The sequence below is a fragment of the Synechococcus sp. WH 5701 genome, assembly GCF_000153045.1.
GTDB classification, from domain to species: Bacteria; Cyanobacteriota; Cyanobacteriia; order PCC-6307; family Cyanobiaceae; genus Regnicoccus_A; species Regnicoccus_A antarcticus.
Genome location: NZ_CH724160.1, coordinates 797,164 through 816,989, shown reverse-complemented (window position 1 = coordinate 816,989; position 19,826 = coordinate 797,164). Strand labels below are relative to the sequence as shown.

At 65.4% G+C, this 19,826-nt stretch carries 17 protein-coding genes; 4 read left to right on the top strand and 13 right to left on the bottom strand.

From position 1 onward, the window contains the following. Positions 1-369: 369 nt before the first annotated feature. Positions 370-2,667 carry an FdhF/YdeP family oxidoreductase gene (locus tag WH5701_RS14150; RefSeq protein ID WP_006173181.1) on the top strand — a complete coding sequence of 766 codons (2,298 nt, stop codon included), beginning with the start codon at positions 370-372 and terminating at the stop codon, positions 2,665-2,667. On the opposite strand, the gene WH5701_RS14145 is transcribed toward WH5701_RS14150, so the two are convergent. Both WH5701_RS14145 and WH5701_RS14140 read right to left on the bottom strand, forming a co-directional pair. Then, positions 2,612-3,988: an APC family permease gene (locus tag WH5701_RS14145; RefSeq protein WP_037981152.1), complete on the bottom strand. Its 1,377-nt coding sequence runs from the start codon at positions 3,986-3,988 to the stop codon at positions 2,612-2,614. The genes WH5701_RS14150 and WH5701_RS14145 overlap by 56 nt on opposite strands. Positions 3,989-4,088: 100 nt before the next feature. Next, positions 4,089-4,457 (bottom strand): putative glutamine synthetase, encoded by a 369-nt coding sequence (locus WH5701_RS14140; protein WP_006173179.1) that lies wholly within the window; start codon positions 4,455-4,457, stop codon positions 4,089-4,091. A gap of 41 nt (positions 4,458-4,498) precedes the next feature. Between WH5701_RS14140 and WH5701_RS14135 the strand changes: the two genes are divergently transcribed. Further along, positions 4,499-6,040, top strand: a complete 1,542-nt coding sequence (locus WH5701_RS14135; RefSeq protein WP_006170113.1) for an IS5-like element ISSysp4 family transposase — start codon at positions 4,499-4,501, stop codon at positions 6,038-6,040. Positions 6,041-6,067: 27 nt separating this feature from the next. Here the strand turns inward: WH5701_RS14135 and WH5701_RS14130 are convergent, their stop codons facing one another. Beyond that, a complete protein-coding gene (locus WH5701_RS14130; protein WP_006173178.1) occupies positions 6,068-7,267 on the bottom strand; it encodes a putative glutamine synthetase in 1,200 nt (399 codons plus the stop codon). 14 nt (positions 7,268-7,281) lie between these two features. Here WH5701_RS14130 and WH5701_RS14125 point away from each other — a divergent pair, with 14 nt between their 5' ends. Further along, complete coding sequence (locus WH5701_RS14125; protein ID WP_006173177.1) at positions 7,282-7,854, top strand: cysteine hydrolase family protein; 573 nt, start codon at positions 7,282-7,284, stop codon at positions 7,852-7,854. 16 nt (positions 7,855-7,870) lie between these two features. Here the strand turns inward: WH5701_RS14125 and WH5701_RS14120 are convergent, their stop codons facing one another. From WH5701_RS14120 to WH5701_RS14095, 6 genes are all read right to left on the bottom strand, one after another. Then, positions 7,871-8,128 carry a hypothetical protein gene (locus WH5701_RS14120; RefSeq protein ID WP_156776768.1) on the bottom strand — a complete coding sequence of 86 codons (258 nt, stop codon included), beginning with the start codon at positions 8,126-8,128 and terminating at the stop codon, positions 7,871-7,873. Between the two features lie 106 nt (positions 8,129-8,234). Continuing rightward, entirely contained in the window at positions 8,235-9,776 is a 1,542-nt protein-coding gene (locus WH5701_RS14115) for an IS5-like element ISSysp4 family transposase (protein WP_006173175.1), read from the bottom strand. Positions 9,777-10,044: 268 nt separating this feature from the next. Continuing rightward, positions 10,045-11,127: a GTP 3',8-cyclase MoaA gene (locus WH5701_RS14110; protein ID WP_037981143.1), complete on the bottom strand. Its 1,083-nt coding sequence runs from the start codon at positions 11,125-11,127 to the stop codon at positions 10,045-10,047. A gap of 34 nt (positions 11,128-11,161) precedes the next feature. After that, complete coding sequence (locus WH5701_RS15875; RefSeq protein ID WP_006173172.1) at positions 11,162-11,842, bottom strand: molybdenum cofactor guanylyltransferase; 681 nt, start codon at positions 11,840-11,842, stop codon at positions 11,162-11,164. Continuing rightward, on the bottom strand, positions 11,808-12,581 hold the full coding sequence (locus WH5701_RS14100; protein WP_006173171.1) for a carboxylesterase: 774 nt from the start codon (positions 12,579-12,581) through the stop codon (positions 11,808-11,810). Before WH5701_RS14100 ends, WH5701_RS15875 begins: the two co-directional genes overlap by 35 nt. After that, complete coding sequence (locus WH5701_RS14095) at positions 12,578-13,072, bottom strand: phosphate-starvation-inducible PsiE family protein (protein WP_037981604.1); 495 nt, start codon at positions 13,070-13,072, stop codon at positions 12,578-12,580. Before WH5701_RS14095 ends, WH5701_RS14100 begins: the two co-directional genes overlap by 4 nt. A gap of 242 nt (positions 13,073-13,314) precedes the next feature. Here WH5701_RS14095 and WH5701_RS14090 point away from each other — a divergent pair, with 242 nt between their 5' ends. Then, the gene (locus WH5701_RS14090; protein ID WP_006173169.1) at positions 13,315-15,489 is read left to right on the top strand and encodes a molybdopterin oxidoreductase family protein; all 2,175 of its coding nucleotides are present in this window, start codon (positions 13,315-13,317) and stop codon (positions 15,487-15,489) included. Positions 15,490-15,504: 15 nt separating this feature from the next. Here WH5701_RS14090 and WH5701_RS14085 read toward each other — a convergent pair whose 3' ends face one another. The 4 genes from WH5701_RS14085 to ntrB are packed head-to-tail and all read right to left on the bottom strand — an operon-like array spanning position 15,505 to position 19,818. Further along, a complete protein-coding gene (locus WH5701_RS14085; protein WP_006173168.1) occupies positions 15,505-16,062 on the bottom strand; it encodes a Crp/Fnr family transcriptional regulator in 558 nt (185 codons plus the stop codon). Between the two features lie 41 nt (positions 16,063-16,103). Beyond that, a complete protein-coding gene (locus tag WH5701_RS14080) occupies positions 16,104-16,937 on the bottom strand; it encodes a nitrate ABC transporter ATP-binding protein (protein ID WP_006173167.1) in 834 nt (277 codons plus the stop codon). Positions 16,938-16,957: 20 nt separating this feature from the next. After that, the gene (locus WH5701_RS14075) at positions 16,958-18,985 is read right to left on the bottom strand and encodes a nitrate ABC transporter ATP-binding protein (RefSeq protein ID WP_006173166.1); all 2,028 of its coding nucleotides are present in this window, start codon (positions 18,983-18,985) and stop codon (positions 16,958-16,960) included. A gap of 2 nt (positions 18,986-18,987) precedes the next feature. Further along, the gene (gene ntrB / locus WH5701_RS14070; protein ID WP_006173165.1) at positions 18,988-19,818 is read right to left on the bottom strand and encodes a nitrate ABC transporter permease; all 831 of its coding nucleotides are present in this window, start codon (positions 19,816-19,818) and stop codon (positions 18,988-18,990) included. Positions 19,819-19,826 lie beyond the last annotated feature (8 nt).

The window sequence follows — 19,826 nt, the reverse complement described above, 5'->3', positions numbered from 1 at the left end:
ATCAGGAGTGCAGGCGCAACGGCAGTCAGTCGCAGAAGGGGTTTCTCGCCCTTGCCCAGGCGCGTTGAGGCGAGCCAGCAAGGCCGTGGGGCCCCGATCGCAATGCGGAGCAGGGGTCTCAGCCGGCGCAAGAAAGAGATCGAGACCTGACTGGACGGGGCGCTGAGGTGGACATCCGAGGCCAGATCCGGCAGGGACGGCAAGGCGATGAACAGCCTTGACGGTCCGAGCCTGGTCCCAGGCAGGCGTAAAAAATCCGCGGCGTGTGCACCCTGCCTGGAAGCCGCGTGGATCGTATCGGTCCAAGGGGGCGGCGCTGCCTGCGGCGGGGCACGCCATCCTGAAGGGGTTGCCACCGCAGGGAGCTTCGTGAAGGCAGAACCGCCCGGGTCCAGCAGCGCCCCTGAGCTCGGCGGCGGCTGGCCGGTGATCGAGGGCTGGGCCAAGGCCACCCTTTCCCCGAAGGGCCCCCTGCTCTGGCAGACCCTTCTGCACAAGAGCGCCTGCCTCTCCTGCGCCTGGGGTACGGGCGGCCAGAACGGCGGCTTCCGCGACGAGCTGGGTGAACCGCTGCAGCGCTGCCTCAAGAGCGTGGAGGCGATCGGTGCGGAGCTGCAGCCCGCTGTGCCGGAGTCCGTCTTCTCCGGCCGCAGTCTCGGCGAGCTCCAGCGCCTGAGCTCCCTGGAGGCCGATCGCCTCGGCCGCCTCAGCCATCCCCTGATCCTGCGCGAGGGCACCAGCCACTACGAACGCCTCGCCTGGGACGACGTCTTCACCATCGCCGAGGCTGCCTTCCGGGTGCCGCCGGAGCGGCTGGCCTCCTACAGCTCCGGCCGCTCCTCCAACGAGGCCGCCTACCTGCTGCAGCTGCTGCTGCGGGCGTTGGGCTCCAACAACCTGGCCGACTGCTCCGATCTCTGTCATGCCCCCTCCACCGTGGGGCTGAACGCGGTGTTCGGCTCGGGCACCTCGATGGTGAGCCTGGAAAGCCTGCAACAGGCCGACTGCGTGGTGCTGGTGGGCTCGAACGCCCCGGCGAACCACCCGCGGCTGATGAACGAGCTGATCCGCCTGCGCGAGCGCGGCGGCAGCGTGATCGTGATCAATCCGGTGCTGGAGGTGGGCCTGCTCAAGTTCGGCTCGCCGGCCTTCCCGATCAGGTCGATGCTGCGGGGTTCGGAGATCGCCTCGCTGTTCCTGCAACCGGTGCCAGGCAGCGACACGGCCGTGTTCCTGGGCATCCAGAAGGCGCTGTTGGAGGCCGGCCAGATCCGCAGGGAGTTCCTCGCCGCCCACACCGAAGGTGCCGAAGCGGTGCTGAAGCAGGTGCAAGTCACCAGCTGGGAGGCGATCACCGCCTGCTGCGGCCTCAGCCGCGAGGAACTGGAGCATGCCGCGGCCGTGATCGCCCGCTCCAGCGGGGTCGTGTTCGCCTGGGCGATGGGGATCACCCACCACGCCAACGGCACCGCCAACGTCCATGCCATCGCCAATACGGCCCTGCTCAGCGGCAACGTGGGCCGCCCCGGAGCGGGCACGATGCCGATCCGCGGCCACTCCAACGTGCAGGGCTTCGGCTCCATGGGCGTGACTGTGAAGCTGCGCGCCGAGATGCAGAAGGCCCTCGAGGCGCTGCTGGGCCGCCCGCTCAGCCGCGTGCCCGGCTACGACACCAGAGCCCTGATCCAGGCGGCCGGCGCTGGGGCCGTGGACACCCTGCTCTGCCTGGGAGGCAACCTCTGGGGCGCCAACCCTGATTCGGAGGAGGCCCGCCGCGCCCTGGGCCGCATTGACACCGTGATGTATCTGGCCACCAAGCCCAACCAGGGGCATTTCCACGGCCTCGGCGCTCGCCAGACCCTGGTGCTGCCGGTGTTCAACCGCTTCGAGACGCCGCACCGCACGACCACCGAATCGGGCAACAACTTCGTGCGCCTGAACGAACCCGGCAGCACCCACCTCAAACGCGCCGACCTGATCAGTGAGGTGGGTTTCCTCGCCGAGCTGGCCCGGCGGCTGATGGGCCACGATCCGATCGACTGGGGCCGCCTGCAGGACCCTGTCTACGTGCGCCAGCTGATCGCCCGCACCGTGCCCGGCTATGGCCCGATTGCCGGCATCGATGCCACCAGGCAGGAATTCAGCGTGGAAGGGCGGGTGTTCGAGCGGCCCAGCTTTCCCACGCCATCAGGGAAAGCACGGATGGAGCCCACACCCCTGCCGGCGCTGGAGCTCCCCGAACCAACCCACTTCGGCGGCCTGGCGCCGGGGGAGAGCGGTCTGGTCCTGGCCCTGATCACGGCCCGCAGCTACGGCCAGCACAACACCGTGGTGTACAAGGCGGGCGACGCCTACCGGGCCATGCCTCACCGCCAGACGATCCTGATGAACCGAACCGACCTGGCCCGCTCCGGCCTGGCTGCCCACCAGCGGGTGACGGTGCAGGGAGAGGCCGGCCACCTGGAGGGCATCGAGATCATCCCCGGCGAAATCCGCGAGGGCGCGGCACTGATGTTCTATCCGGAGGTGAACGCGATCATCCGCGCTCCCGTGGATCCCCGCAGCGGCACTCCGGCCTACAAGCGGGTGCCGGTGCTGGTGCGCGGCGGGCTCAGGCCTCTGGCGACGGTGCCAGGCGCCGCGTCATCTGGTGCAGGGGCAAGCTGAGCAGGATCAGGCCGAGGGCAGCAGCGCTGTTGGCGGTGTCGTTGCGGATCGCGGCGATCAGGAAGGCCAGGGAGCCCAGCCAGACGATCAGAGCGCTGATCGGATAGCCCGGATCGCGGAAGGGCCGCTCCAGGCCAGGCTCCCGCCAGCGCAGCAGCAGCAGCGAGGTGATGCCGCTCAGATACAGCAGCACGTAGAGGAAGGAGGCGATCCCCAGCAGGATCGTGAAATCACCGAACGCCACCAGCAGTCCCGCCGTGGAGGCGGTCAGCACCAGCGCCAGCACGGGGGTGCCGCCGGCACTCACGGCCGCGAACTGTGGCAGGAAGAGGCCATCACGGCTGAGGCCGTAGAGGATGCGCGGCGCGCCCATCACCACGGCATTCACCAGGCCGAAGGAGGAGATCAGCGCCAGTACCACGATCAGCTGGGAGCTCCACGACCCGAAAATCACCTCGGCGGCATCGGCCAGGGGCAGCACCGACCCGGCGATGCGCGAGACGGGCAACAGCCGCAGCAGGGCCAGGTTCACCAGCAGATACAGACCCGCCACGCTGAGCACGCCGCCCACCAGGGATCGGGGCAGATCCTTGCTGGGCTCGGCGAATTCCTCGGCGAAATAGATCGGGCTGTGCCAGCCGTCGTAGGTGGTGATCACGGCCTGCATGGCGAACACCGCGCCGATGCCGAGGCTGATCCCACCAGCCGCCAGTGGATCAGCGGGGCCCGCGGCCTCCAGCAGAGGTTCGGACAGGCCCGCCAGCTCCCTCACCGGAGGGTGCAGGAAGCAGGCCGTGATCAGGCCGAGGAAGGCGATGGCCTTGCCCAGGCTGAGGATCTTCTGGCTGAGGCTGCCGGCCTCAAGGCCCAGCTGCTGAATCAGCGCAAAGGCCAGCAGCACCAGCAGGGCCACCACCTTGCTGCCCACGGGCAGGGCCGGCAGCAGGCCGATCGTGTAGTCGCCAATGGTGACCGCCACCCAGGCCAGGCCGGCGCAGTGGCCCACCCAGTCGATCCAGCCCACGGAGAAGCCGGCCTGATCCCCCAGGGCCCGCCGGGCGTAGACGGTCCAGCCGCCGGCCCGGGGCATGCTGGTGCTCAGTTCGGCCACGGCGAAGGCCCCCAACAGGGCATAGAGCGCCCCCGCCACCCAGGCGGCCACGATCAGGGGCGCACTGCCGAGCTGCTCGGCCACCAGCCCTGGGGTGCGCAGGATGCCGGCCCCGATCGTGCCCCCCACCGCCCCGGCGATCCCGAAACTGACCCCGAGGATCTGCAGCAGCGAGCCAGACTGAGCTGGTGCTGATTCGGATGTGGACATCAGGCACCGTGCGATCGCCGCTGGCGGAACCCGAGCAGGCTCCCACCAGCGGCGAGTCTGCTCGGCGGCCAGGGTTCAGGGGGTGCAGGTCTGGGGCTGGTCATGAGGGCCAGGCGCGGGTGGTGGCGATCAACACCTCATCGGTGAATGCATCACTGCGGCGCACCTCCGCCCAGCGCGCCTCCGCCACGGTGAGCTGCAGCCGCTCACCCATGGCCTCCCGCAACAGCGGGCTCGCCTTGAAGGCCCGCACCGCCTCCGTGAGGGTCTGGGGAAGCCTTGGGGCCTCAGCCGGGGTCGCGGCGGCGGGATCCCCCGTCAGTGGAGGCGGTAGCGACTGGGGCCGCCGCAGGGCGTCCTGCACCACCGCCAGCACCGCGCCCGCCAGCAGGTAGGGCTTCCTGAAGATCTCCAGACCGCTTGCAGTGCAGTGGATCTGGGCACTTCTATGGCGGTATAATGTGCGCAAATCGGCTGGATTGAGCCGAAAAGCTGCACCAAGTTTTCCACATGTACCGCCGCAAGGAAGGCAATCAGCTCTCCTTTGATGATTTCTTCCTCCCATTCGGCGGGAAGCTCTCGGGGGATAACCGCTGGGTGAAGTTGGCGGATCTGATCCCTTGGGATGAGCTGGAGCATCACTACGCCTCGCAGTTTTCAAAGGGGTTCGGAGCGCCTGCCAAGCCTTTTCGCATGGCCCTTGGTGCCTTGATCATCAAGGAGCGCTTGCAGGTCACCGACGAAGAGCTCGTTGAGCAGATCAAGGAAAATCCCTATCTTCAGTTCTTTCTTGGCTTGGAAGGCTTCCAGTTCGAGGCACCGTTTGATCCCTCGATGATGGTGTATTTCCGTCGTCGGCTGCCAGAGAAGACCATCAATGACTGCAACGAGCGGATCGTCCGGCATGGCAAACAACAAATTGCACAGAATAAACAAGGCGACAATGATGATCCTGATGATGGTGACGGATCAGTGCCTGCCGCTCTTGAACGCCCCAGCCAAGATGCGAAGGCGCCCAAGAGGCATCAAGGAATCCTTCTGATTGACGCCACATGCGTGCCCAGCGATATTCGCTATCCCACTGATCTCTCTCTTCTCAATGAAGCCCGCGAAACGACAGAGAAGCTGATTGATGAGATGCACAAGCAAGTGCGTGATGTGTTTGGCCACAAACCAAGAACCAACCGGCGTCAGGCCCGTCGTCAATTCCTGGCGGTGGCCAAGAAGAAGCGTCCGCGCCTCAGCAAGATTCGCAAGGCCATTGGTCAGCAGCTCCGGCATCTGGCTCGAAACCTGTCCAGTATCGATGCTCTGATCGCCTGCGGTGCAAGAGTTTTGGCGGCTGGTCGCCATTGGTATCGCAAGCTGTTGGTGATCAGTGAGCTGGTGAGGCAGCAAAAGATCCTGTATCACTCAGACACCAGAAGTATTCAGGATCGAATCGTCAGTTTGACACAACCCCACATCAGGCCAATCGTTCGTGGCAAGACTAGAAATAATGTTGAATTTGGTGCCAAGATCTCGATCTCGGTCAGTGGCGATGGATTTGCATTCCTGGATCGTCTCAGCTGGGATCCCTACAACGAAGGAGAAGACCTAAAATCCCAGGTACGCACTTTTCACCGTCGCCATGGCTTTTATCCAAAGGTTGTCTGTGCTGATCAGATCTATCGCACACGATCCAACCGCGCCTTTTGCATGAGGCATGGAATTCGCTTGAGCGGGCCGCGTCTTGGCAGGCCAAAAAATGATCCTGATCTCGTCGCTGCAGAGAAGAAGATCGCTCTAGATGATCAGAGGCGGCGCAACGGTGTAGAGGGGAAGTTCGGCCAAGGGAAGCGCCGTTTCGGGCTTGGGCTCGTTCGTGAGAAGCTGGCCGAGACCTCAGGTTGCACCATCGCCATAAATCTGTTGGTCATGAACCTCGAGAAGCTCCTGGAGCTTCTTGTTGTATTGATTGCCATACTCCAAGGCTTGCTAATGGCATGTATCGCCTCTGAGAGGCGTCCCACGCTGCTCATTTCATCGGGACTGAGTTTGGCTACATGCTGAGATGATCACGGCGCAGGCATCTCTGGATCAGAGGCTGGCCCGAGCAATAGCTTTTTCAGGAGGCCCCAGGTAAGGGTTGGCGCTGAGGTCAGCCACCTTCAGCTCCAGGTGGCCCGACTCACCGCCTCCCGCCGGCACCAGACGCAGCGCCGCCTCCCGGTTCTCCACCCCCCACACCTGGAAGGGTGCCGCCCAGCGGCCTGGAGCCAGCCGCTTGTACGACACCGCCAGGGCGCAAGCCAGGGGCATCAGCGCCGGCAGCTGCGCCAGCAGGCCCGCCAGCAGCGCTTCCCCCTGGGGAGTGAGGCCAGCGGTGCCCGCGCCGCCACCGAGGAGCGGCACACCCTGCTCCGCCACGCTCAGGTGCAGGTGTCCACCATTGCCCACCAGATCAGGCGTCACCACAGGGGCAAAGCTGCAGACCCAGCCAAAGCGGCAGCTCACCTGCTGAATCACCAGGCGCGCCACCACCAGGTGATCGGCGGCCTCGAGCGGCGCCGCCGCCGCCAGGGACAGCTCGAACTGGCCAGCGCCGTACTCCGGGTGCAGCTGCAGCCAGGGCAGTTCGGCAGCATCGAGGGCCTCGGCCATGGCCGTGAGGTAATCGAGCCCCTGCACGAGGCGATCGGCGCCGTAGGGGCCACCCGCCACGGCCGGGGTCCAGCCGCCAGCCCCGCCAGCCGGCTGAGGCAGCCCCACCATCCACTCGATCTCGAAACCGGCCTGGGCGCTCAGTCCCACAGCGGCGAGGGCAGCCTGCTGCCGGGCGCAGAAGCCGCGCTGATCGAGGGCATACACCTCACCGTTGCGCTCATGGCGAATGCCGGGGGCCCAGGCCCAGCCGCCACCAGGGTCGAGCGGGCGCAGGGCAGCGAGATCGGGCTTCAGCCGCAGGTCACCATCAGGCCGCGCCAGCGACTGCTGCGGATCGATCAGACCCGTGGCCCCGAAGGCATCGGCCACCGGTGAAAAACCCACCCCCTGGCGTGACACAAGCGGCAGCCGCTCCAGCGGCACCGCCTTCACCAGCACCGATCCGGCGTGGTTCACGAACGTGATCGCCAGCCGGCGCAGCCCGCGCTCCAGCAGCTCGGCCATCAGCGCGGTGGCGAAGTCGTCATCCGCGTCGCAGCTGTCGATGGCGTTGGGCAGGTCCGGCACGGCAAGGCAGGCTCTCACCGGGAAATCATTGCCCGATTCGGCGGTGCCGGCCATCGTGGAGGCCACGGTCAGCGATCCCCTTGGCTCCAGCGGCCCTGCTCCTGGTCGATGTCCAGAACGGCACCTGCGGTCGGGACGGCTTCGACGCCCACTTCCGGGCGGCGGTCCTGCCCCGGCTGGAGCAGGCGCTGGGCCACGCCCGCCGGAGCGGCATGGAGGTGATCCACACCGTGATCGCCAACCTCACCGCCGATGGCCGCGATCGCAGCCTCGACTACAAGCGCTCCGGGCTGGGCTTTGCACCGGGGAGCTGGGAGACCCGGGTGATCGAGCCCCTCGCCCCCTGGCCCGATGAACTGGTGCTGCCGAAGAGTTCCTCCTCCCCCTTCAACTCCACCAACCTCGATTATCTCCTGCGCAACATCGGCATCACCGAACTGGTGGTGGCCGGCCTGCTCACCGATCAATGCATCGATCACACCGTCAAGGACGCAGCCGATCGCGGCTACAGCGTGACCTGCCTGATCGATGCCTGCATGGCCGAATCGGCCGAGCGGCACCGGGCGGCACTGAGTTGCTTTCGCGGCTATTGCCGGCAGCTCCGCGTGGCTGATTTCACCAACACAACTGAGTTCACCACCACATCGATTTGAACCCCAGCGTCATTGATCACTGGGGCGTCACCACCTCACCCATTCCTGAGCTGGTCTCGGGGAGAGGAGGACAGACCAGGTTGCCCTGCCAGGAACCCACGCCATTGGACCTGGCCGTCCAGGTGATTCCGGGGCGGCCGTCGCGAACCACCGCTTTGCACGAGCGCTGCACTCCCGCAGGAGTGATGAGCAGAGCGTCGCCCGTCTGGCAGCTGTAGGTCTCCTTCATGCCCTTGCCGCTGGCGGCACAACCGACCAGGTTGGAGAACGTCACCCGCGATCCATCCTCCATCGCTTTTTTGCCGAGATAAATGGGGCCTCCTGAAAAAGCTATTGCTCGGGCCAGCCTCTGATCCAGAGATGCCTGCGCCGTGATCATCTCAGCATGTAGCCAAACTCAGTCCCGATGAAATGAGCAGCGTGGGGCGCCTCTTAGAGGCGATACATACCATTAGCAAGCCTTGGAATATGGCAATCAATACAAAAAGAAGCTCCAGGAGCTTCTCGAGGTTCATGACCAACAGATTCATGGCGATGGTGCAACCTGAGGTCTCGGCCAGCTTCTCACGAACGAGCCCAAGCCCGAAACGGCGTTTCCCTTGGCCGAACTTCCCCTCTACACCGTTGCGTTGCCTCTGATCATCGAGAGCGATCTTCTTCTCTGCAGCGACGAGATCAGGATCATTTTTTGGCCTGCCAAGACGCGGCCCGCTCAAGCGAATTCCATGCCTCATGCATAAGGCGCGATTGGATCGTGTGCGATAGATCTGATCAGCACAGACAACCTTTGGATAAAAGCCATGGCGACGGTGAAAAGTGCGTACCTGGGATTTTAGGTCTTCTCCTTCGTTGTAGGGATCCCAGCTGAGACGATCCAGGAATGCAAACCCATCGCCACTGACCGAGATCGAGATCTTGGCACCGAATTCAACATTATTTCTGGTCTTGCCACGAACGATTGGCCTGATGTGAGGTTGTGTCAAGCTGACGATTCGACCCTGAATACTTCTGGTGTCTGAGTGATACAGGATCTTTTGCTGCCTCACCAGCTCACTGATCACCAACAGCTTGCGATACCAATGGCGACCAGCCGCCAAAACTCTTGCACCGCAGGCGATCAGAGCATCGATACTGGACAGGTTCCGAGCCAGATGCCGGAGCTGCTGACCAATGGCCTTGCGAATCTTGCTGAGGCGCGGACGCTTCTTCTTGGCCACCGCCAGGAATTGACGACGGGCCTGACGCTGGTTGGTTCTTGGTTTGTGGCCAAACACATCACGCACTTGCTTGTGCATCTCATCAATCAGCTTCTCTGTCGTTTCGCGGGCTTCATTGAGAAGAGAGAGATCAGTGGGATAGCGAATATCGCTGGGCACGCATGTGGCGTCAATCAGAAGGATTCCTTGATGCCTCTTGGGCGCCTTCGCATCTTGGCTGGGGCGTTCAAGAGCGGCAGGCACTGATCCGTCACCATCATCAGGATCATCATTGTCGCCTTGTTTATTCTGCGCAATTTGTTGTTTGCCATGCCGGACGATCCGCTCGTTGCAGTCATTGATGGTCTTCTCTGGCAGCCGACGACGGAAATACACCATCATCGAGGGATCAAACGGTGCCTCGAACTGGAAGCCTTCCAAGCCAAGAAAGAACTGAAGATAGGGATTTTCCTTGATCTGCTCAACGAGCTCTTCGTCGGTGACCTGCAAGCGCTCCTTGATGATCAAGGCACCAAGGGCCATGCGAAAAGGCTTGGCAGGCGCTCCGAACCCCTTTGAAAACTGCGAGGCGTAGTGATGCTCCAGCTCATCCCAAGGGATCAGATCCGCCAACTTCACCCAGCGGTTATCCCCCGAGAGCTTCCCGCCGAATGGGAGGAAGAAATCATCAAAGGAGAGCTGATTGCCTTCCTTGCGGCGGTACATGTGGAAAACTTGGTGCAGCTTTTCGGCTCAATCCAGCCGATTTGCGCACATTATACCGCCATAGAAGTGCCCAGATCCACTGCACTGCAAGCGGTCTGGAGATCTTCAGGAAGCCCTAAATGGCAAAGGAGGTGGGATCTGGCTTGAAGGGCAGGGCGATCGCCGCCAGCGGCAAGCTGATCACCGAGATGGCGAGCGCGAGCTGAAACGTGTGGCGCATGGACAGGAAAGCGATTGACAGCTGAGCGCATGGGCGTCAGCTCAATCATCACCCCCCCAGATAAGCCATCTCGGCATGGGAGCGTTGAGTTGTGACAGTCCCTGAAGATTGCTCTTCGGCGCGCTCCTCGCTGTAACGGTCGTGGCGTTGGCTCCAGAGGCTCCGCATGGCCCCTCCAAGGGTCTCCCCAGCGGCAGAAGGTGCGCGCCGCCGCAGCCAGGGCTTGAGGTCAAGACCACTGGAGGCGAACAGACACGTGTAGGCCACCCCATCGGCGGTGATGCGCAGCCGGTCGCAGTCGCCGCAGAACGGAGCGGAAATCGAGGCCACCACAGCCAGATGGCCGGCCCCATCGCGATAGCGCCAGCGGCTGGCCGTGCCATGGGCCTGGCGCCCCAGGGGCACCAGGGGCCAGCGGGCACCGATCCGGCGCACCATCTCGGCGGCGGGCAGCACCAGATCCGGCTGCCAGCCATTGCGGTTGCCCACGTCCATGAACTCGATCAGCCGCAGCTCGATCCCCCGTTGGCGGGCCAGCTCAGCCAGGGGCAGCAGCTGATGCTCGTTGCGGCCCCTGGCGATCACGGCATTGAGCTTGAGGGCGCCGCCCGCAGGATCGAAACCGGCGGCACTCGCATGGTCGAGGGCGGCCAGCACCTTGTCGAGCACGGCCTCCCCGGCCGCCACCCCGCCGGCGAGGCCTGCCATGAGCGCCACGCTGGCGCCATCGGTGCCATCGAGGCTCACGGTGATCCGATCCAGGCCGGCCGCCCGCAGGCCTTGGGCCCGCTGGGCGCTGAGCAGCACCCCATTGGTGGTGAGGGCGATCTCGCTCAGCCCCGGCGACCCCGAGCTGGCCTGAGGACCGCGCAGGGGCTGCAGGGCAGACACCAGCTCCTCAAGACCCCGGTGCAGCAGGGGCTCCCCGCCGGTGAGCCGCAACCGGCCGAAGCCCAGGTCCGCCGCGGCGCTCACCAGCTGGACCCGCTCCGTCAGGGTCAGCAGCTCCGGAGGGTCATGGCTGTCAGGGCAGCAGTAAGGGCAGGCGAGGTTGCAGCGGGCGGTGAGGGAGAGACGCAACACTCCAGCCGGGCGGCCCAGTTGATCGAGGGGAAGGGTCGGAGCTGCCACATCTGCCCGGCCTGGGCGGCCGGCTGCCGGAGTCTCAGCCTGGCGCAGACCCGCTGAAACCGTCGCCCGGCCCTGGCCGGCAATCGCCCGGGGTGTTGGCATTGAGCAGCTGGGCGGGGTCGAGCTCCACCGCACTGACGCAGCGATTCTGCTCGAGCCAGCGCAGCAGGCTGCGCCCGCCCCGGCCAGTGAAGGCCTCCGCCGCCGCCCGGTTGGATGGCGTGGCCGGATAGAGGCCCAGCAGGGGCTGCAGCCGGCGGCCGTCATGGGCCAGATGAATGGTGTCGGGATCAAAGCCGGCCTCGGCGGCGGCCACCAGGGCCCGCAGGCTCTCCAGCTCCAACCGGGGCATGTCGACAGGAGCGAGCAACAGCCGCTGACCGGGGTAGAGCGCCATCAAGCGGGTGAGCGCCAGCAGAGGGCCCTCCCGGGGGGGAGGCTCCAGCAGCACTTCGATCTCCAGCCCAAGCCGCTCGTTCAACTGGCGGGCCAGACGGCCATGGGCGCGATGGCGGCTCACCAGGGTGAGCGGCGCGCCAAGACCCGCCAGCAGCTGCAGGGCCTGCTCCAGCCAGGTGCCGCCGTTGGGGTGGCTCAGCATGGCCTTGTCGGTGCCCATGCGCCGGCTGTCACCACCGCTGAGCAGGCAGGTCCTCAGAGAGGCCAGCTCCGGTCTGGGGTCAAGGCGCGACAGGCCGCCGATTGATCCGCTCATTCACGAACTGAAGCACGGTTTCGATCACGGCTCCTTCCTCGCAATCACGAAAGAGCTCATGACCGCTGCGCTCGAACCAGGCCATGCGCAGCTGCTCCCTGGGCGTTCCCAGTCCGGAGGCGAGCAGATCCGCGGCGGCCGGGGCCACTACGCGGTCGGCACGGCTCTGGAGAATCAGGACCGGCTGATGCACCTCCGCCAGGCGGCGGTGGACCACCACGCTCAGCTGCAGGAAGGAGAGCAGGGCGTCCATCGGCACCCAGCGATAGCTGGTATCGCTGGCATCCAGGGCCGGGTCGGTGTAATCCCTGGGCATGGGCCAGCGGCGCAGCAGGCGACCCAGCAGCGGGGTCAGGATCTCAAGGGGGCCTCCAGGCGCCAGGGGGGAGGCCAGCTGGATCGGGGCCGCCGCCAGCACAAGGCTGTCGATCGCCGCTGGCTGCTCGGCGGCCAGGAGTGCAGCCAGCAGGGCACCCATGCTGTGGCCCACCACAATCACCGACCCGGCGCGTGCTCGAAGCTCGGACAGGGCGGCGCTGGCGTCGTCCAGCCAGTCAGACCAGGTGACTCCGGCCAGGGCCTGGGGGGAGTCGCACCCGTGGCCGCGCAGCAGCGGCGCCTGCACCTCGAATCCGAGCTGAACCAGGGCGGGCTCCAGGGCAGCGAAGGTGGCCGTGCTGCCACTGAAGCCGTGCAGTAGCAGCAGACCGACCGGGGCCCTGGGGGGATTGGATCTCACTGCCGCGTGAAGGGCCCGGACTTCATGCGCGCCGAGACCTTGGCTTCCGGATCCACTCCGGCGAAGGTGGGCGGCAGCCAGACCCTCACCACCATCAGCACGGCCATGGTGATCAGGAACATGCAGACCGCGAGGATCTGGTGCCAGTCGGTTTCCAGCACACCGTTCACGATCACCTCCCGCAGCACCGACACGATCGCAATCTCCACCGACACACCGATCGAGACCCGCTGCTCCTGCAGATAAATGATCAGCAGGCGGAACAACTCCACCAGGATCAGGATGAAGAGGATGTCGGCGGTGATCGCGTGGAACTGCGGCGCCGAGAGCAGCGTGGAGAAGAGGATGCGCATCTGCAGCACCATCACGCAGAACAGGCCCACGCAGAGCGACACCGCGATCAGATCCTGAATCGCCTCGAGCGACTGAACGATCTGGACACGACGGAACTGCTGATACCAGCGCACCTCGCCAGGGGGAGGGGTACTCAGGCCTGGGGGAACCGGCAACGGCTCAGCCTGGGAGTGCGGCCGATCGGCGTGGATCGACTCGACGCTGGTGGGGATGGTGGAACTCACGGTGGATCGGTCTCTTCGGCTGGGGGTCAGTGGGCGAACCTTAGGCGGCACTTTTCTTATGGGTCAACCTGTGTTCGATGAGGTTTTTTGATTGGACCCATAGGCCCCGGCGCTCACTCCACTTTTCCCGTCGCCACCGCAGACCATGGGCGAGCATGGAGTGCGACTCCCGTTGCACCACCTGCCCAGTGCCCGCTCCCGCCAAGGCTCAATGTCCCTACTGCGGAGTCGGCTGTGGCCTGGAACTCAAACCACCGGCGGCGGACGCCAACAGTCCAGACCTCCCAGACGCCGCCGAGGCCATCTGGACCGTCCGCGGTGACCGGCAGCATCCCTCCTCCCTCGGTCAGGTGTGCGTCAAGGGGGCCACGGTGGCCGAGACCCTGGGCCGCAATCGCCTGAGCACACCCTTGTGGCGAGAGCAGCGCGACCAACCCTTTCAGGCGATCAGCTGGGAGCGGGCCTTCACAATCCTGGTGGAGCGGATCCAGGCTATTCAGGCAGAGCAGGGGTCTAGTGGGATCGCGATGTATGGCTCCGGCCAGTTCCTCACCGAGGACTATTACGTCGCCAACAAACTGATCAAAGGGGCCCTGGGCACCAACAACTTCGATGCCAATTCACGGCTGTGCATGAGCTCGGCAGTGTCGGGCTACAAGCTCAGCCTGGGCTCCGATGGTCCCCCCTGCTGCTACGACGACCTCGACCTGGCAGGCACGGTGGTGCTGATCGGCACCAACACCGCCGAGTGTCACCCCGTGCTCTTTCAGCGCCTGCTCAAGCGCAAACGCCGCCAGAAGGACGCGCTGCAGCTGATCGTGGTCGATCCCCGTGCCACCGCCACCAGTGATGCGGCTGACCTGCACCTGGCCATCCGCCCGGGCACGGATCTGGTGCTGCTGCATGGCGTGGGCCACCTGCTGCTGCAGCTGGGGGCTGTGGATCCCGAGCGGGTGGCGGCCACCGCCGATGGCTTCGCTGAACTGGCGGCCCTCTGGGCCGGCTGGACACCGGAGCGGGTCTGCGCCCTCTGCGGAATCGAGGAGGAGGCGCTGCGGCGCCTGGCGGCGATCTGGGCCGCCAGCGCCGGAGTGCTCAGCCTCTGGTCGATGGGGGTGAACCAGAGCGTGGAGGGCACGGCCACCGTGACCGGGATCATCAACCTCCATCTGGTCAGCGGCCAGATCGGCAAACCCGGGGCCGGCCCCTTTTCCCTCACCGGGCAGCCCAATGCCATGGGCGGACGGGAAGCCGGAGGCCTGGCCGCGCTGCTGCCCGGCTACCGCTCGATCCACGAGGCCAGCCACCGCGCCGCGATCGAGCAGCACTGGGGCTTTCCCCCCGGCGCGATCTCCGAGCGCGATGGCCTCTCGGTGTGGGAACAGATCGAGGCGATGGAGCGCGGCGAGCTGGGTCTGTGGTGGGTGGCGGCCACCAACCCGCTGGTGAGCCTGCCCTGGCTGGACCGGGTGCGCCAGGCGGTGGCCCGCTGCCCCCTGGTGGTGCTGAACGAGGCCTACGCGGGCACCGAAACCGAAGCCGTGGCCCACCTGGTGCTGCCGGCCGCCCAGTGGAGCGAGAAAGCCGGCGTGATGACCAACTCGGAGCGCCGGGTCACCTTGTCGCAGGCCTTCAGGCAGCCCCCCGGCGAAGCCCGCCCCGACTGGTCCATCTTCGCGGAGGTGGGCCGGCGGCTGGGCTTTGCCAAGCAGTTCGCCTATGGCTCCTCGGCCGAGGTCTACGCCGAGTTCGCGGCGATCACCGCCGGGCGGATCTGCGACCACAGCGGTCTCAGCCACGACCTGCTGGCCGAGCACGGGCCCCAGCAATGGCCGTTCCCGGCTGGCACAGCGCCGGGGGGCGGCCAGGCGCGACTGCACACCCAGGGCGTCTATCACACCGCCAACGGCAAGGCCCGCCTGCTGGCCCAGCAACCCCTGGGTCTGGGGGAGCCGCCGGATGCCAGCTTCCCCCTGGTGCTCACGGTGGGGCGGTACCTCGGCCACTGGCACACCATGACCCGCACCATTCATGTGGAGCGGGTGCGACGGAGTCACCCGGAACCCCTGCTGGAGATCAACCCGGCCGACGCGGAGCGCTGCCAGCTCGTGGATGGCGGCCAGGCAAGGGTGAGCTCCCGGCGCGGATCCCTGAGCGTGAAGGTACAGATCACCGAGCGCATTCGCCCGGGCACCGTCTTCCTGCCGATGCACTGGGGAGCCGCCCAGGAACAGGCCTGTGAAGCCAACCGGCTGATGCATGCCCTGGGCTGCCCGGTCTCGAAGCAACCCGAACTCAAGGCAGCCGCCGTGCAGGTGGAGCGGGCCTAGGACGCCACCCGGGGCTCAGCCGATCGGCAGCATCGCCTCCACCAGCTCGGGGGAGAGGCGCAGCACTAAAGGGCCACTGCCGGTGGGATGGTCGTCCACCAACCCCGACTGGCGCAAGCGGGAGAGCATCTTGGTGACCGTGACGCGCGTGTTGCCGATCAACTCGGCCAGGCGCTCATGGGTGATCCGGATCGGCAATTCGTACCAGAGGCCATTGCGCCGTCCCAGCCGCTCCACCAGTAAGGCCAGCAGCGCCCTCAGTCGCTTCTCCGTGTCCGGGTGGTGGCGGATCATCAGCAACTCCAGAGTCCAGGTGCTGAGATCGGTGAGATCACGCACCACTTCGGTTCGCTCCACCCGCTCGATCTGCACCAGGGTGAGGGCTTCGAGGCCCACCCAGTCGCGGCGAAGGGCCAGGGCATCGCAGACATCACCCGGTTGCAGAAAGCCGATCGTGATTTCCTGGCCCGCGGAGGCCAGCAGAAACACGCGAAGGATGCCGGTAAGGACCCGCACCGGGGAGGTGGCGGCAGCATGGCCACCATCCAGCAGCAGGGTCTGGCCAACCGCCATCGACAGCTGGCCGAAGGACTGATGGACCGGAAGGGCTGTCCTCACGTGTCGTCGTGGGCGAAACGGCGGTAGAGAAAATCGAGAGCGCGGTTGCGGTAATCAAAGTATTCGGGCAGCTCCATCAGCCGGGCACGATCGCGGGGCTGCGGGAAGGGGAGGTCAAGGATTTCGCCGATCTTCGCCGCCGGTCCGTTGGTCATCATCACCACCCGGTCGGCCAGAAACAAGGCCTCATCGATGTCGTGGGTGATCATCAACACCGTGATCTTGTGTTCCGACCAGATCTTGAGCAACTCCTCCTGGAGCTCCTCCCTGGTGATCGGATCGAGGGCCCCGAAGGGTTCATCGAGCACCAGCACCTTGGGTTGCAGGGCCAGGGCCCTGGCAATCGACACCCGCTGTTTCATGCCACCGGAGAGGCTGCCCGGCTTCTTGGCGGCAGCCTCGGTGAGGCCCACCATGGCGAGGTGCTGTTCCACCAGGGCCCGGGCCTGGCCGTTGCGCTTGAGCTCGGGGAAAACGCTGTTGACCGCCAGGGCGATGTTGTCGTAGGCCGAAAGCCAGGGCAGCAGGCAGTAGTTCTGGAACACCACCATGCGATCGGGGCCGGGCTCCACGATCGGCTCCGACTCCAGCCGCACCTGGCCCGTGGTGGGCTCGCGGAAGCCGGAGACCATGTCGAGCAGGGTGGACTTGCCGCAACCGGAGTGACCGATCACGCAGATGAACTCGCCTTCACGAACCTCGAGGTGGACATCATCGAGAACGGTGTAGGGGCCGTTGGCTGTGGGGTACACCTTCGAGACCCCATCGATGACCAGAAACGGCTCGGATCCCTGGGTGGTGGCTGCGGCGGTGGAGGGGAGGGTCTGCATCGGTTGGAAGGAGAAGAAGCTCAGCGAAGCGGCGCAGCCGGCTCGAGGGTGGTGGGTCGCTCGGGCAGCGAAATCGTTTCGTAGCGGATGGCCCTGGAGGCCTCCAGATGCTTGAGGTAGGCCATCGGATCACTGGGATCCAGGGGCTGGTTCTCGAACAACGGCACGGGCAGAAGCCGGTGGCCGTTGGCGCTCGGCTCAGGCGCCAGCTCGGCGCTGGCCTGGGCGAAGAGATCGGGGCGCTGCACGCGATCAAGCACCTCGCTCCAGTTCTCGGGGAACGCGGTGATCCCCCAGCGGGCCAACTGGGTGAGGATCCAGAGCCCATCGCGGGCGTTGGGGGCATTGACCTGGGCACCGTGGAACAGGTTGAAATCCGGGATCAGACCCGGAGCACCGGTGCCGCGGTCGTAGGGATCCACCAGGCCGGGCCGGATCGTGGCCAGCTCGGTGCCCACGTACTCCCGCCTGGCGAGCAGTTCGGCCACTTCGGAGCGATGGGCGGGGTCCTGGCAGTAGCGGCAGGCCTCCAGCAGCGCCTTGATCAGGGCTTGGTGGGTGCGGGGGTGGGCAGCCGCCCAGTCTTCGCGGACCCCGAGCACCTTTTCGCAGTGACCAGGCCAGAGATCGGCGTCGGTGGCGATCACCGTGCCCAGCTGCTGCTGAACAGCCCGGGTGTTCCAGGGCTCCCCGACGCAGAAGCCGTCGATGGTGCCCGCCTTGAGGGTGGCCACCATCTGGGGCGGGGGGATCACGATCAGGCGGACGTCGCGATCGGGATCAATGCCAGCCGAAGCCAGCCAGGCCCGCAGGATCAGGTTGTGCATCGAGGCCGGATGCACCATCGCCAGCACCGGCTTGCGCTCGGGATGGGCGCTGATCCAGGCCTTGAAATCGGCAAGGCTGCGCACGCCGGCGTCGTGAAAGCGGCGGTGGAGGGTGACGGCATTGCCGTTGCGGGAGAGGGTGAGCGCCGTGACCATGGCCAGGGGCGGCTTGCCCTGGGCGCCCAGGGTGATGGCCAGGGGCATCCCGGCCACAACCTGACCGCCGTCGATCACCCCCTGGCGCAGGTCGGCCTCCAGGGTTTTCCAGTTGGTCTCGCGCCTGAGGCTGACTTGATCCAGGCCGTGTTTGGCGAAGAATCCCTTCTCAAGGGCCACCACGAGAGGGGCGCAGTCGGTGAGGGGGATGAAGCCGAGGGTGAGGTTCACCTTCTCGAGATCATTGGCAGCGATCGCGGCCGAGGGATTCAGCCGCCGCTTGCGCGCCTCTTTCTGCTGGGTGAGAAACTGAACCACCTCGCCGCGCAGGCTGTAGTAGCCAGGGTCCTCCACCACCGTGAGGTGGGTGCGGGGACGGGCCAGGGGCACGTCGAGAATCTGACCGATGTAGGCCTCAGGGCCATTGGTCATCAGAACCACCCGGTCGGAGAGCAGCAGGGCCTCATCCACATCGTGGGTGACCATCACCGTGGTCACCTTGGCCTCCTCGCAGATGCGCATCAGCTGCTCCTGGAGATTGCCGCGGGTGAGGGCATCAAGCGCACCGAAGGGCTCATCCAGCAGCAGCAGCTTGGGACGCAGAGCCAGGGCCCGGGCGATCGCCACCCGCTGCTTCATCCCTCCCGAGATTTCGTGGGGGAATTTCTCGGCAGCAGCCGTCAGACCCACTAGCTTGATGTTGTAATCAATGATGGATTCGCGCTCCTCCTTACTGGAGCCACGCATCACATTGTCAACAGCCAGAGCGATGTTCTGGCGGACAGATTTCCAGGGCAGCAGCGAGTAGTTCTGGAACACCACCATTCGGTCGGGCCCAGGTTCGGTGACCTCCCGGCCCTCCATCAGGATCCCTCCTTCACTGGCGCGGGTGAGGCCAGCCAGCAGATTGAGCAGGGTCGATTTCCCGCAGCCGGAGTGCCCCACAAGGGAGAGGAACTCCCCTTCGGCCACATTCAGAAAAATATCCTTGAGGGCCACATAGCTGCCACCATCCTTAAGAGGGAAGGTCTGGGTGACGTTGTCAACGGTGAATAGAGCTGGCATGGTCAGTGTCCTCCACTCACCTTCGAGCCCACGAAGGCCACCAAACGATCGAGGGCAAGGCCAACGATGCCCACATAAACGATCGCCAGGATGATCTGACTGGCACTGGTATCGCCACCAGCGTTGTAGGCGTCCCAGATGAAATAGCCGATGCCACCGTCAGCTTTGAGCATTTCCGCTGCCACGATCGCCAGCCAGGCCAGACCCACGGCGATGCGCAGGCCGGTGAACACATAGGGAACCGTGGCTGGAATCACGATCTCGCGGATGTAGGAGCGTTTGCGCAGCCGCAACACCCTGGCCACGTTGGTGTAATCCTGGGGAATCTGGCGAATGCCAACGGCCGTGTTGATGATCACCGGCCAGATCGAGGTGATGAAAATCACGAAGACGGCCGAGGTGTTGGCGTCCTGGAACACCATCAGGGCGATGGGGAACCAAGCCAGAGGTGGCACTGTGCGCAGCACCTGAATCACTGGATCAAAGCCCTTACCGATGAAGCGGTTGAGGCCAAGAAGGCCACCGATGGCGATGCCGACAACGCCCGAGAGGCTGTAGCCGATCGCCACCCGCTGCAGCGAGATCAGGATTTGCCAGCCCAGGCCCTTGCTGGTCCCCCCGTTGTCATAAAAGGGATCGCTGATGTAGGGATCCCAGGTGTCCACCACCACCTGAATGGGTCCAGGCAGCCGGGCAGCACCAAGGATGGCCGAGAGCAACTGCCAGCTGATCAGGAAGGCCCCGATGCAGATCACATAGGGGACCATTCCTTTGAGAATGGCAGAACTGAACGGGCGGGGGCGCCGCCGCTCGAGGGGAGCAGTGAGGGTCATGGGTAGGC

What these genes read in the sequence shown, in the direction of transcription:
- WH5701_RS14135 (WP_006170113.1), top strand. Translation starts at nt 4,499, where the DNA reads ATGTACCGCCGCAAGGAAGGCAATCAGCTCTCCTTTGATGATTTCTTC.
- WH5701_RS14115 (WP_006173175.1), bottom strand. Translation starts at nt 9,776, where the DNA reads ATGTACCGCCGCAAGGAAGGCAATCAGCTCTCCTTTGATGATTTCTTC.
- WH5701_RS14145 (WP_037981152.1), bottom strand. Translation starts at nt 3,988, where the DNA reads ATGTCCACATCCGAATCAGCACCAGCTCAGTCTGGCTCGCTGCTGCAG.
- WH5701_RS14075 (WP_006173166.1), bottom strand. Translation starts at nt 18,985, where the DNA reads ATGCCAGCTCTATTCACCGTTGACAACGTCACCCAGACCTTCCCTCTT.
- WH5701_RS15875 (WP_006173172.1), bottom strand. Translation starts at nt 11,842, where the DNA reads ATGAGCGGATCAATCGGCGGCCTGTCGCGCCTTGACCCCAGACCGGAG.
- WH5701_RS14085 (WP_006173168.1), bottom strand. Translation starts at nt 16,062, where the DNA reads ATGGCGGTTGGCCAGACCCTGCTGCTGGATGGTGGCCATGCTGCCGCC.
- ntrB (WP_006173165.1), bottom strand. Translation starts at nt 19,818, where the DNA reads ATGACCCTCACTGCTCCCCTCGAGCGGCGGCGCCCCCGCCCGTTCAGT.
- WH5701_RS14080 (WP_006173167.1), bottom strand. Translation starts at nt 16,937, where the DNA reads ATGCAGACCCTCCCCTCCACCGCCGCAGCCACCACCCAGGGATCCGAG.
- WH5701_RS14090 (WP_006173169.1), top strand. Translation starts at nt 13,315, where the DNA reads ATGGAGTGCGACTCCCGTTGCACCACCTGCCCAGTGCCCGCTCCCGCC.